The sequence below is a fragment of the Flavobacterium turcicum genome (assembly GCF_011365745.1).
GTDB lineage: Bacteria > Bacteroidota > Bacteroidia > Flavobacteriales > Flavobacteriaceae > Flavobacterium > Flavobacterium turcicum.
The window spans coordinates 138,878-151,787 of the sequence record NZ_JAAOBY010000006.1; the positions used below are offsets into that span (position 1 = coordinate 138,878).

Annotated in this window: 11 protein-coding genes; 9 read left to right on the top strand and 2 right to left on the bottom strand. The window is 37.1% G+C overall.

Annotation, left to right across the window (positions count from 1 at the left end; all coding sequences use genetic code 11):
* The first annotated feature begins 9 nt into the window (after positions 1–9).
* From G9Q29_RS11360 to G9Q29_RS11390, 7 genes are all read left to right on the top strand, one after another.
* A complete protein-coding gene (locus tag G9Q29_RS11360) occupies positions 10–1,488 on the top strand; it encodes a RagB/SusD family nutrient uptake outer membrane protein (RefSeq protein ID WP_166137329.1) in 1,479 nt (492 codons plus the stop codon).
* Between the two features lie 19 nt (positions 1,489–1,507).
* On the top strand, positions 1,508–3,103 hold the full coding sequence (locus G9Q29_RS11365) for a hypothetical protein (protein ID WP_166137332.1): 1,596 nt from the start codon (positions 1,508–1,510) through the stop codon (positions 3,101–3,103).
* Between the two features lie 29 nt (positions 3,104–3,132).
* Positions 3,133–4,782 carry a glycoside hydrolase family 16 protein gene (locus G9Q29_RS11370; RefSeq protein WP_166137335.1) on the top strand — a complete coding sequence of 550 codons (1,650 nt, stop codon included), beginning with the start codon at positions 3,133–3,135 and terminating at the stop codon, positions 4,780–4,782.
* A 73-nt stretch (positions 4,783–4,855) separates the two neighbouring features.
* Entirely contained in the window at positions 4,856–7,150 is a 2,295-nt protein-coding gene (gene bglX, locus G9Q29_RS11375; protein ID WP_166137338.1) for a beta-glucosidase BglX, read from the top strand.
* Between the two features lie 6 nt (positions 7,151–7,156).
* Positions 7,157–7,912 (top strand): glycoside hydrolase family 16 protein, encoded by a 756-nt coding sequence (locus G9Q29_RS11380; RefSeq protein ID WP_166137340.1) that lies wholly within the window; start codon positions 7,157–7,159, stop codon positions 7,910–7,912.
* Between the two features lie 367 nt (positions 7,913–8,279).
* Positions 8,280–8,864, top strand: a complete 585-nt coding sequence (locus tag G9Q29_RS11385) for an RNA polymerase sigma factor (RefSeq protein WP_166137343.1) — start codon at positions 8,280–8,282, stop codon at positions 8,862–8,864.
* A 50-nt stretch (positions 8,865–8,914) separates the two neighbouring features.
* Complete coding sequence (locus G9Q29_RS11390) at positions 8,915–9,058, top strand: hypothetical protein (protein ID WP_166137346.1); 144 nt, start codon at positions 8,915–8,917, stop codon at positions 9,056–9,058.
* A 77-nt stretch (positions 9,059–9,135) separates the two neighbouring features.
* On the opposite strand, the gene G9Q29_RS11395 is transcribed toward G9Q29_RS11390, so the two are convergent.
* A complete protein-coding gene (locus tag G9Q29_RS11395; protein WP_166137349.1) occupies positions 9,136–9,789 on the bottom strand; it encodes an endonuclease III domain-containing protein in 654 nt (217 codons plus the stop codon).
* A gap of 230 nt (positions 9,790–10,019) precedes the next feature.
* Between G9Q29_RS11395 and bcp the strand changes: the two genes are divergently transcribed.
* Positions 10,020–10,472, top strand: a complete 453-nt coding sequence (gene bcp, locus G9Q29_RS11400; RefSeq protein ID WP_166137352.1) for a thioredoxin-dependent thiol peroxidase — start codon at positions 10,020–10,022, stop codon at positions 10,470–10,472.
* A 118-nt stretch (positions 10,473–10,590) separates the two neighbouring features.
* On the opposite strand, the gene G9Q29_RS11405 is transcribed toward bcp, so the two are convergent.
* Complete coding sequence (locus G9Q29_RS11405) at positions 10,591–12,051, bottom strand: TonB-dependent receptor (protein WP_166137355.1); 1,461 nt, start codon at positions 12,049–12,051, stop codon at positions 10,591–10,593.
* Positions 12,052–12,145: 94 nt separating this feature from the next.
* Here G9Q29_RS11405 and G9Q29_RS11410 point away from each other — a divergent pair, with 94 nt between their 5' ends.
* On the top strand, positions 12,146–12,910 hold the full coding sequence (locus G9Q29_RS11410) for an MBL fold metallo-hydrolase (protein WP_166137357.1): 765 nt from the start codon (positions 12,146–12,148) through the stop codon (positions 12,908–12,910).

Consider the following 12,910-nt stretch of genomic DNA (forward strand, 5'->3'; position numbering starts at 1 on the left):
CTACACCCAATGAAAAAGTATATTTATATTAGTTTACTTTCGGTTGCTGTTAGCTCTACTTTAATCGTTTCTTGTAGCGATGAATTTATAGACAGACCGGTTCAGTATTCAATCGATTCAGAGAATTATTTTAATTCAAAATCTGATTATGACAACGCATTAATTGCAACCTATGATATTTTACAGTCAACTTACTTGAATGTTTTATTAGGAGAAATTGCTTCGGATAATACCTTAGCAGGTGGAGAAAGTCAATTAGATACTCCTGGTTTTCAGCAGATTGATGATATGATTCATACGCCAGTAAATAGTAATTTGAAAAATCTTTGGGATTTCATGTTTGCAGGAGTACAACGTGCCAACTATATCCTAGAGTTCAAAGACAAAACTGATTTTACAGGAAAAAATCAAGTGATTGCCGAAGCTCGTTTTTTGAGAGCCTATTTTCACTTTGAATTAGTAAAATGGTTTGGAGGAATCCCTATGAAAGGTGATGCACGCTTTAGTCCAGGTGATGAAAAATCAATCAAAAGATCGACTCCAGCAGAAGTGTATGCATCTATTGAGGCAGATTTGATTTTTGCATCTGAAAACTTACCAGTTACAGCTACCCAAAAAGGACGTGTAACTCGTGGTGCGGCATTAGCACTTTTGGGTAAAGCGTATTTGTATCAAAGTAAATTTGCACCTGCTGCTACCGCTCTAGAGCGCGTAATAAATTCTTCAGCATACTCATTAGTGGCTAATTACAATTCTATTTTTGAAGAAGCTGGTGAAAATGGTGTAGAATCAGTTTTCGAAGTTCAATACACCGATACCGAAGGTGCTGGTTTTGGCTGTTTGCAATGTAGTGAAGGAAACGTAGCTGTTGGTTTTAGCGGACCACGTAACTATACAGGTGATTTATTTAGCTCTGGATTTAGTTTTAATGTTCCTACACAAAAAATTGTAAACGCTTTTGAAGCGGGTGATAACAGAAAAGCAGTTGCTATTTTAGATATTGAAGCTTGGGCAGCAAGTACAGGCGCTACTTTTGGCAAAGGATATGAGCACACTGGATTTTTTAACAGAAAGTACATTCCAAGAAAAAGACGTACAAATGCACAAGGTGATTTGAACTTAACAAACCCTAACAATTACAGAGCCATTCGTTATGCTGATGTTTTATTGATGGCTGCTGAGGCTTTAAATCGCGGAAACATCGATGATGCCAAAGCAAGAGGCTATTTAAATCTAGTACGTCGTCGTGCGTTTGGCGATTTAAATCATGATATTTCTTCTTCGGGAGCGGCTTTAACAGATTTTATTTGGGCGGAAAGAAGAGTGGAACTCGCAGGAGAGGGTCATCGTTTCTTTGACTTAGTTCGTACCGGAAAAGCGGCTCAAGAAATTACAGGATTTACAGCAAATAAGCACGAATTGTTTCCAATTCCAATCGAAGAAATTCAGTTTGCTAACGGAAATTGGGCACAAAATCCAGGATACTAAAAACTAATACTATTTAGATATGAAAAAGTTAAAATTAATACTAAGTGTTTTTGTACTGACATTCGCTTTTGGGTGCTCAGAGGAAAATAACGATGTTGATTTAGACAGCATCGCTGCTCCATCTAATATCTCAGCACTAACAACGATTACGCAGGACAATACGGGTAATGTTACCTTTTTGCCGAAAGGTGATGGGGTGACGCAATTCGAAATTTATTTTGGCGACACAACTACAGCTCCAGTGTTTTTGAGAGCTGGTGAGACATACACACACAAATACAAGGAGGGGAAATACAATGCTCGTATTGTTGGTGTGACTTTGAATGGTAAAAGAACAGAAACTACTCAAGAAGTTATGGTTTCTTTCTTGGCGCCACGCAATTTAGTTACAAAAGTAGGAATCGGAAGTAATCTAGGAATTACAGTTTCTGCCGAAGCGGAATTAGAAACCTTCTTTCAAGTTTATTTTGGAGATGTTGCTAACGAAGTACCAGTTGACTTTATGCAAGGGGATGTCGTTTCTCATACGTACAAAGCAGCAGGTACTTATCAAGTGAGAGTGGTGGCACTAAGCGGTGGTGCAGCAAAAGCTGAAAAAACAGAAAGTGTTACAGTAACTAACTTATTTGCCGCTCCGGCTCCTACCATTCCTGCTGCAAATGTAATATCTATGTTTAGCAACAGCTACACAAATGTTGCAGTCGATACTTGGAGAACATCATGGTCACAAGCAACCCTTGAGGATATTAATATTAGTGGTAATGCTACTAAAAAATACAGCGCGTTGAATTTTGTTGGAATCGAAACTACATCTTCTCCTATAAATGCATCAGCGATGACTTTTTTCCATATCGATATTTGGTCAGCTGATTTAACTGAATTCAAAGTGAAGTTAGTCGATTTTGGTGCCAATGGTGTTTTTGCTGGAGGTGATGATAGAGAACACGAAATTACAATTGCCAACCCAAAAAGAGAACAATGGGTAAGTTTAGATCTACCTTTGAGTGATTTTATTGGTTTAACTACGCGTAGTCATATTGCACAATTGATTTTAGTTGGAGCACCAGCTTCAAATAATACAGTGTATGTTGATAATGTCTTCTTTTACAATTTAGCAGGATCAATTACTGCTTCGCCAAACCCTACTTTACCAGCATCCAAAGTAATCTCTATGTTTAGTGATGTTTACACCAATGTAGCAGTTGATACTTGGAGAACTTCTTGGTCTAGCGCTACATTAACAGATGTAAGTATTAGTGGCAACGCTGCAAAAAAATACAGTAATCTTGATTTCGTGGGTATCGAAACTACTAGTGCGCCAATCAATGCAACTAATATGACACATTTTCATACAGATGTATGGTCGTCTGATTTTACACAATTCAAAATTAAGTTAGTAGATTTTGGTGCTAATGGTGTTTTCGGTGGTGGTGACGATGTTGAACATGAAGTAGCTATTACATCACCTGCAAAAAATACTTGGGTAAGCCTTGATATTCCATTGACTCAGTTTACAGGTTTAACAACGAGAGCTCATATTGCACAACTAATTTATGTTGGAGTTCCATCCGGAAATACAACCGTTCATGTTGATAATGTTTATTTCCATAACTAAATCGAAATCAGATTTAAAATAATAAGAAAATGAAAAAATTAATATCAAACATTGTTGCTCTTTTTGCCCTTCTATTGATGGTCAATTGTCAAGAGGATAACCTAGGTTTTGGCGAAATTGATGCGCCTTCAGGCCTACAAGTAACTGTAGAGTTAGTTGGTAAAACGGCTGCTTTGCCTAACGGTGATGGATCAGGTAAAGTAAAGTTTATAAGCAAAGCTGATAATGCCATTTCATACCAGTATGTTTTTAGTGATGGTACTTCTAAAAATGTTCCTAGTGGCGTTTTCGAAAATACGTTTTTAACACCGGGCACCAACACTTACACAGTAACAGTGATTGCCTCTGGAGCAGGTGGAGTTAGTTCAAGTAGTACTATTGAAGTTACTGTTTTTAGTGATTTTAAGGATGAAATTGCGGTACAACGTCTTACAGGTGGTACATCTAGAAAATGGTATTGGGCACAAAGCGAGCCAGGCCACTTAGGTGTAGGACCGAACGTAGCTTGGGCTGATCCTACTTTTGGTATGCAAAATTACTACCCAGCTTTCTATAGCGCAGCAGCCAATGAAAAATCTGCCACATGTTTGTACAAAAGTGTAATGACATTCTCACTTGTTGGTCAACAAATGAAATTTGAATTGGATAACAAAGGTGAAACATACTATAACGGTGCTTTTAAAGGCGGCGGAGATGATGTTTGCGCACCTTTAAATACAAGTGGTCTAAAAACAGTAACTTTAAGTAAATCAGAATCTTTTGTTTCTAAAAATCCGGATGCGAAAACACAAACAAGAGGAACTGTGATTAATATTGCTGATGGCGGTTTCATGGGTTATTTTGTTGGAGCTAGCTCTTACGAAATTTTAAGTATTACTGACAATCGTATGACAGTTCGTGTAATTCAATCAGGAAATCCTTTCCTAGCTTGGTACCATACTTTTACGACATCGCCAGCGGGTTCAGTAGTGAATCCAACGCCTATAACGGATTATACTGTGTTAAAATTTTCAGACGAATTTAACGTAGATGGTGCTCCAGACCCTACAAAATGGGGTTACGATTTAGGTACTGGTACAAACGGTTGGGGTAATAACGAATCTCAAAGTTACACAAGCGCAGCCGATAACGTTGTGGTGTCAAACGGAACTTTGAAAATTACTGCCAAAAAAGTAGGTTCAAGTTATACATCTGCTCGTATCAAAACAGAAAATAAATTTGAATTTACTTACGGTAAAATTGAAGTAAGAGCCAAATTACCAATCGGGCGTGGCACTTGGCCTGCTATCTGGTCCCTTGGTGAAAATTATGCTACCAATCCTTGGCCTGCCTGTGGTGAAATTGATTATATGGAACACAGAGGAAACGAACAAAATGTAATTCATGGTTCTTTCCATTATCCAGGTAATTTTGGAGGTAGTGCGAATACAGCAAAAAAAACAATTCCTAATGTTTCGACAGAGTTTCATATTTACAAAACTCTTTGGACTCCTACATCGGTACAAATTTATGTTGATGATACCTTGGTACACTCCGTAAATAACACAAGTAGTTTACCATTCAATAAGGATTTTTTCTTGATAATGAATGTGGCAATGGGTGGTACTTTTGGTGGTGCAATTGATCCTGCTTTCGTACAATCAGCAATGGAGGTGGACTACGTTCGAGTTTACCAATAGCGGTATATTTATAAATCAATCAATAAAAGGTAGGTGTCATTACCTGCCTTTTGTTTTTTAAAAAAGACTAAAAATGAAACATTCATTTATATATCTGGCAGTTTGTGTAAGCGTTGCGGTGGCTTGTAGTAAGCAAACATTGCAAGCTCCAGTAACTATGAAAACGACCAATCTATTAGACCGTAAGGTTGATTCTGTTTTAAATTTAATGACGCTGTCTGAAAAAGTAGGTCAACTCAATCAGTACAATGGTTTTTGGGATATAACTGGGCCTACGCCAAAAGAAGGTCAAGCAGCCAAAAAATACGACGATTTAAAAAAGGGTTTGGTAGGATCTATGCTCAACGTAAAAGGGGTGAAGGATGTACGTGCCTTGCAAAAAATTGCTGTTGAAGAAACTCGTTTAGGTATTCCCCTAATTTTTGGGTTTGACGTCATTCATGGATACAAAACAATCAGCCCAATTCCGTTAGCCGAAGCAGCTAGTTGGGATTTAGTAGCGATCAAAAAATCAGCGGCAATTGCAGCCGAAGAAGCTGCTGCAGTAGGTTTAAATTGGACTTTTGCACCAATGGTTGATGTAGCGCGAGATGCCCGTTGGGGTCGCGTGATGGAAGGCGCTGGCGAAGACCCGTTTTTAGGAAGTAAAATCGCAGTAGCTCGTGTGCAAGGTTTTCAAGGAATGGATTTGGCAGCGACCAATACAATTTTGGCCTGTGCAAAACATTTTGCAGGTTATGCTTTCGCAGAATCAGGGCGCGATTATAATACAGTTGATATCAGCGAATCAGTTTTGCAAAACACTATTTTTCCTCCGTTCAAAGCTGCAGCTGATGCTGGCGTGCGTACCTTCATGAATTCATTCAATGAGTTAAATGGTGTGCCTGCAACGGGAAGTGCTTACCTGCAAAGAGAAATTTTGAAAAAAGATTGGAATTTCGACGGATTCGTAGTCTCTGATTGGGGTTCTATTAACGAAATGATTCCACACGGATTTGCAAAAGACAGCAGACATGCCGCTGAATTAGCTATCAACGCAGGTTCTGATATGGATATGGAATCTTCAGCATACGTGGATCATTTGGTTCAATTAGTTAAAGAAGGTAAGGTTAAAGAAGCGACAATCAACGATGCTGCAAGACGAATTTTGAAAGTAAAATTCGAATTGGGATTGTTTGATGATCCGTACAAATATTGTGATGAAAATCGTGAGAAAACAACAGTTGGAAAGCAAGAATTTCATGATGGCGTTTTAGATGTGGCTAAGAAGTCTATCGTTTTATTAAAAAATGAAAAAAACTTGTTGCCTTTACAAAAATCAGGTCAAAAAATTGCCATTATTGGCGCACTTGCGGCAGATAAAACAAGTCCGCTAGGAAGTTGGCGCATTGCTGCTGATGATAACACAGCAGTTTCCGTCGTGGAAGGGATGCAAAAGTATACCGGAAATCAAATTACCTACGTTAAAGGTGCTGATGTCGCTGTGGGAAGAACGCAGTTTATTTGGGAAACTAATATTAACATGACGGACAAAAGTGGTTTTCCTGAGGCGGTTGCTGCTGCAAAAAAAGCTGATGTGGTGGTAATGGTTTTAGGCGAGCACGGTTTGCAATCAGGGGAAGGACGCAGTAGGGCCAATATCGATTTACCGGGAGTACAACAAGAATTATTAGAAGAAGTGTACAAAGCAAACCCTAATGTTGTTTTGGTACTCAACAACGGTCGCCCACTAGCGCTACCATGGGCAGATGAAAATATTCCAGCAATTGTCGAGGCTTGGCAGCTGGGAACGCAAAGTGGTAATGCCATTGCGCAAGTACTTTATGGTGACTATAACCCAAGTGGTAAATTGCCAATGACTTTTCCACGTAGTGTAGGGCAGTTGCCTTTGTATTACAATGCTAAAAATACTGGCAGACCCACAATGAACGAACCTGAAAGTGTGTTTTGGTCGCATTTTATTGATGAGAAAAATACACCTTTGTATCCATTTGGACATGGTTTAAGCTATTCTAAATTTGAATATTCCGATTTAAAACTAAGCGCTAATTCTTTTGGTGTAAACGGAAAAATTGAAGTGTCAGTTACCTTGAAAAACAACAGTAAAATAGCTGGTAAAGAGGTGGTTCAATTGTATATTCGCGACTTAATTGGTAGTACAACACGTCCTATTAAAGAATTGAAAGGTTTTGAAATGATTGAACTTCAAGCTAACGAATCGAAAAAAGTAATTTTTACTATTGATGAAAAAACCATCGAATATTTTACCGCTAACCGTAAATGGGAGGCCGAAGCGGGCGATTTTAAAGTATTTGTAGGCGGAAGTTCCGCGACGGTTTTAGAAAGTAGTTTTCAATTTGTAAAGTAAGTTAAGATGAAAAAATATATCCTTTTTTTGATATTGATTGTGCAATATAGTTTTGCACAACAGCAACGAAAGTTAGTTTGGGAAGAGAATTTTAGCGGGTCAAGTTTGAATGAAAAAGATTGGAATTTTGAGCTCGGTGATGGTTGTCCAAACTGTGGCTGGGGCAATAATGAACGCCAATTGTACACGAAAACAAACCATAAAGTAGCTAACAATCAATTGACAATTGTGGGCAAAAAAGAAGGTAATACCTATTCTTCCACACGCATCACTACGCAAGGTAAAAAAGAATTCCAGTACGGACGTTTTGAAGCTCGAGCTAAATTGCCAGTGGGACAGGGAGTTTGGCCAGCATTCTGGATGTTAGGCTCTAATATCAAACAAGTAGGATGGCCACTTTGCGGTGAAATTGATATTCTTGAATACGTGGGTAAAGAGCCTCACATGGTTTTCACTTCATTACACACGCAGGCAAGTCATGGCAATACGATCAATACTAAAAAAACAAAGTTTGAAAATATTGAAAAGGGATTTCACATCTATGCAGTAGAATGGACAAAGGACAAAATGGATTTTTTCGTAGACGATCAATTGGTGTATACCTTTCAACCAGAACAAAAAACAGAGGCAACTTGGCCTTACAATCAACCATTTTATCTTATTGTAAATATGGCAATAGGTGGCAATTTTGGTGGTCCTGCAGTTGATGATAGCATCTTACCACAAGAATTTGTGATCGATTACATCAGAGTTTATCAATAACCAATTTAAATTTTTGAAGAAATGAGTTAATGCTTCTTTTCTTTTTAAAAATAGTTTCACATTATTAAAGCTGTTGTTCGTTTTACGAGCAACAGCTTTTTATTTGAACACAGTTTAGAAATTAAAAGATCTTCAATAGATGAAATACAAGGTCTTACATCTTATCTTTTAAGCACACAAAGTTAAATCTAGTTCTGTAAATTAACATTTTTTGCTATCAAAATGTTAACTTTTCTTGATTTTAGTTGCAACTTGAAAAAAAAAATAGCTACTTTTGATTAATAAATTAACGCAAAACATACTGCCTATAACTGAACAATACTTTTTAGAACATTATTTCAATAAATTACCACTAAAAAGTACTATTATGGTTAGTATACAACTTCCTGACGCGTCATTAATCAAAGAATATATCGATGGAAACGAGGATGCACTAGCAAAACTCATCAAAAGACACGAATCTAAGATATACGGTTTTATTTATTCAAAAGTCCCAGATCGCGACGTTACCAACGATATTTTTCAAGATACTTTCATAAAAGTCATCAACACCCTTAAGTCTAATTCGTATAACGAAGAAGGTAAATTTTTGCCTTGGGTCATGCGTATTGCTCACAATTTAATCATTGATCATTTTCGTAAATCTAAAAAAATGCCGCTTTTTAGAGAAACCGAAGAATTCTCTATTTTTTCGATCATGACTGATGAATCATTAACGGTAGAAAATCAAATTATTGCTGATCAAGTGCAATTAGATATCAAAAAATTAATCGAAGAACTACCTGATGATCAAAAAGAGGTTTTGATTATGCGCATGTATCAGGACATGAGCTTTAAAGAAATAGCCGAAACTACTGGGGTTAGTATCAATACTGCTCTCGGGCGCATGCGCTATGCCTTACTCAATTTACGTAAAGTGATTGATAAACATCAAATAGTTTTAACGGCTTAGCAATAATAGAGAAAGTAAAGCGTTATCATAGAAACAAAATCTTGTATTCTATGGCAAAAATTTACTCTAAAAAATTGCAGACAAGTGCTGTAATGAAACCCAAAAAAGAAACGATTTCTTTTTTACTCAATTATTCAAAAGCCTTGCATTTATTGCAAATCAAAGATCAAAAATTTCTGATAATAGCCAATTAAATGGTTTGAATAATCTATCGATTTTTAATAAGTATAAAAAAACCACTTTCTAGTTGATGAAAGTGGTTTTTTTATGCTTATTTCCCTTTGTAAAAACTATCAATAACTGTTTTTCTGCCAATAGTTTTGGTAATAATGTCGCGCTCTAAGTCCCAACCACGAGCCGGCGAATATTCGCGTCCGTACCAAATAATTTGCAAGTGCAAGTCGTTCCAAGTAGCTTCAGGAAAAAGGCGTTTGGCATCTTTTTCAGTCTGAACTACATTTTTACCATTCGTTAAATTCCATCGGTACATCAAGCGGTGAATGTGCGTATCAACCGGAAAAGCAGGCACGCCAAAAGCTTGTGACATCACCACACTCGCAGTTTTATGTCCCACAGCTGGCAATTCCTCCAAGGCTTCAAAACTTTGCGGTACTTCGCCATTGTACTTGTCAATTAAAATATGAGATAAACCATGAATTCCCTTCGATTTCATTGGCGATAAGCCACAAGGTCGAATGATTTCTTTAATTTCGTCAACGGTCATTTTCACCATGTCAAACGGGTTATCTGCCTTCGCAAAAAGTAAGGGTGTTATTTGATTGACCCTAACATCGGTGCACTGTGCCGAGAGTAAAACTGCAATCAATAGCGTATACGGATCCTTATGATCTAATGGAATCGGTATGGTAGGATATAATTCTTTTAACGTATTTATAACAAAAGTTACACGTTCCTGTTTGTTCATTTTCGTACTTTTAACTCAGGTAAAATTAACAAAAATTTTAAGAGGAGCCTAATCCAGCTGTACATTGCAAGTCCTCCTTCAAAACACTTTTTTTCTAGAATGCTAAAGGAGCTTCCTGCCGGTCGCTCTTTAGCATCCTGAAAAAAATAGTGTTTTTCAGTCCGGGCTTTCCATTACCATCTGGGGCATACCTCAATAAAAAACACAAATAGAAGTAAAATCCACAATCCATGACAACATTAAAAAAAGGCGATGTCGCTCCAGCGTTTACAGGAACCGATCAAGACGGAAATACCCATCAACTAGCTGATTATGCTGGTAAAAAATTAGTAGTTTTCTTTTATCCAAAAGCTAGTACACCAGGTTGTACCGCTGAGGCTTGCGATTTAAGAGATAATTTTGAGCGTTTTCAAGCAAATAACTATGCCATATTAGGCGTAAGCGCTGATTCGGCCAAAGCACAAGCAAAGTTCAAAGACAAGTATGAATTTCCTTTCCCTTTATTAGCTGACGAAGACAAATCTGTAATTCAGGCTTTCGGAGTTTGGGGTCCTAAAAAATTCATGGGTAAAGAGTACGATGGCATTCACCGTACCACCTTTATTATAGATGAAAACGGAATTATCGATGAGGTAATTGCAGATGTAAAAACTAAAGCGCACGCTGCTCAAATTTTGAAATAAAAATTACATATACATTTCAGCAAAGCCGTTAACTTCAACTATTGCTTCGTTTGGTGAAAACAAAAAACCTTGTTAGTAAATGCTAACAAGGTTTTTTTATATCGTTAAAAGGGGATCTTTAATTGACTTCTTTTAAAATTTTATTTGGGTCGTAACCAAACAATTGGTGTTCTTTGATAATTTCTGCAATACCTGAAGGAAGCATACTTTCCCAACCCGGTTTTCCATTGTTAATCATATTCAATACTTGACGAGAAAACACCTCCAAAATTGTAGGGTCATAGTCGTCAATATCAACTACTTTACCATTAAATTTAAAGAACTTGTAAAGCTCCTTCATTCTAGGATGTACTTTTAAGTTGTCAGAGTTGATGATTACACCATCTTCGCCCATCATAGGATATAAAAATACCTTCATATCGCGGTAAAATAATTTACCAAAGGCTTCCAATATTCCACCACTTAAATGGCGATAGTATTTTTCGTCAAAAATATCAACCAAGTTGTTTACACCTAGTGCCAATCCCATGCGGGCTTTGGTATAATTAGCAAAATATTCAACTACTTTGTAATATTCTTGAAAGTTCGATATCATTACCGTTTGTCCAAGAGAACAAAGTAATTCGGCACGATCCATAAAATCTCGTTCGTCAATTTCACCATCCGATCGCAAATTCGAAAGTGTTATTTCAAAAACCACCAAGGTATTGTCTTTATTTACTTTGTTTTCGTTCAGGAACATTTTTAATGATTTCTCATACATGTCCATATTTACCTTGGTAACCGGTCTAAAACTTCCTCTAAAAGCCAAAATGTTTTTCTTGTACAAAATGGCAGCAGGTAAAATATTTTTCCCATCAGGATTAAACATCACCGCATCAGTCATTCCGTTTTTAACCAACTGTAAACTCATCAATCGGTTATCTACATCTGCAAAACGCGGTCCCGAAAAGTTAATGGTATCAATTTCGAGTTGGTCCTTGTCTAAATGGTCGTACAGATAACGCAATAAACGCTTTGGATCATTGTATTTGTAAAAGGCGCCATAAATTAAGTTAACACCTAAAATACCTAAAGTTTCTTGTTGTAAACGCACATCGGTTTCTTTAAAACGGATATGCAGTATAATTTCGTTGTAGTCTTCGTCAGGTTCAATTTGGTAACTAATTCCTACCCAACCGTGGCCTTTAAATTGTTTCGCAAAATCGATAGTAGCTACAGTGTTGGCATAACTAAAAAACATTTTATTAGGATGCTTTTCTCTGCTTAAACGTTTTTCAATCAAATTGACCTCGTGGGTTAACATTTTTTTGAGTCGACTCTCGGTTACATAACGCCCATCCGATTCTACACCATAAACGGCATCACTAAAGTCTTTATCATAAGCTGACATTGCTTTTGCAATAGTTCCAGATGATCCACCAGCTCTAAAAAAATGACGCACTGTCTCTTGTCCAGCACCAATTTCAGCAAAAGTTCCGTATATATTTTCGTTCAAATTGATACGAAGTGCTTTGTCTTTAATCGAAGGTATTTGTTCGATGATTTTATCACCTTTTAATTTAATTGCTGTATCCATTTTTGTTTACTATGGCTAATATGTTGCAAAGTTAATGAAATAGGTTATCAAAGAAAGAGAATTAACCCTATTTTTGCAATAAAAAGCGATAAAGTTGAAGGTAAATTTTTTAGGAACTGGCACCTCACAAGGCATTCCCGTAATAGGTAGCGATCACCCTGTTTGTAAAAGTACTGATAGTAAGGATAAAAGGTTGCGCGTGTCTATTTGGTTGGCATGGGAGCAGCACTCTTTCGTAATTGATTGCGGACCCGATTTTAGGCAGCAAATGTTGCGTTCTAATTGCCAAAAAGTAGATGGTATTTTGTTTACTCACGAACATGCAGACCATACTTCAGGTTTAGATGATATTCGCCCTTTTAACTTCAAGCAGGGCGAAATTCCAGTATATGCGCATCAGCGAGTTTTAGATAACTTGCAGGAGCGTTTTGCTTACGTTTTTGAAACTGTAAACAAATATCCCGGAGCTCCTTCGGTGCGCACTATTCCTGTTCAAAATAACGTTCCATTTGTTTTAGGCGGAAAATCAATTATTCCAATCAATGTGCTACACGGAAACTTACAAGTTTTTGGGTACAGAGTGGATGATTTTGCATATTTAACGGACGTAAAAACGATTGAAGCAGCCGAAATTGAAAAGTTAAAAGGTGTAAAAGTATTGGTGGTGAATGCTTTGCGCGAAGAGCCACATGACACACATTTCAATTTGAAAGAAGCTTTAGATTTCATAAATTTGGTACAGCCAGAACAGGCTTATTTAACGCATATTAGTCATGTGATGGGCTTTCATGAGGAGGTACAAAAAAAATTACCACCTAATGTTTTTTTGGCATTTGATACCCTAGAAATTACTATTTAA

Excerpts from the sequence above, each read along its gene's own strand:
- G9Q29_RS11360 (WP_166137329.1), top strand. The coding sequence starts at position 10 with ATGAAAAAGTATATTTATATTAGTTTACTTTCGGTTGCTGTTAGCTCT.
- G9Q29_RS11365 (WP_166137332.1), top strand. The coding sequence starts at position 1,508 with ATGAAAAAGTTAAAATTAATACTAAGTGTTTTTGTACTGACATTCGCT.
- G9Q29_RS11370 (WP_166137335.1), top strand. The coding sequence starts at position 3,133 with ATGAAAAAATTAATATCAAACATTGTTGCTCTTTTTGCCCTTCTATTG.
- bglX (WP_166137338.1), top strand. The coding sequence starts at position 4,856 with ATGAAACATTCATTTATATATCTGGCAGTTTGTGTAAGCGTTGCGGTG.
- G9Q29_RS11380 (WP_166137340.1), top strand. The coding sequence starts at position 7,157 with ATGAAAAAATATATCCTTTTTTTGATATTGATTGTGCAATATAGTTTT.
- G9Q29_RS11385 (WP_166137343.1), top strand. The coding sequence starts at position 8,280 with ATGGTTAGTATACAACTTCCTGACGCGTCATTAATCAAAGAATATATC.
- G9Q29_RS11390 (WP_166137346.1), top strand. The coding sequence starts at position 8,915 with ATGGCAAAAATTTACTCTAAAAAATTGCAGACAAGTGCTGTAATGAAA.
- G9Q29_RS11395 (WP_166137349.1), bottom strand. The coding sequence starts at position 9,789 with ATGAACAAACAGGAACGTGTAACTTTTGTTATAAATACGTTAAAAGAA.
- bcp (WP_166137352.1), top strand. The coding sequence starts at position 10,020 with ATGACAACATTAAAAAAAGGCGATGTCGCTCCAGCGTTTACAGGAACC.
- G9Q29_RS11405 (WP_166137355.1), bottom strand. The coding sequence starts at position 12,051 with ATGGATACAGCAATTAAATTAAAAGGTGATAAAATCATCGAACAAATA.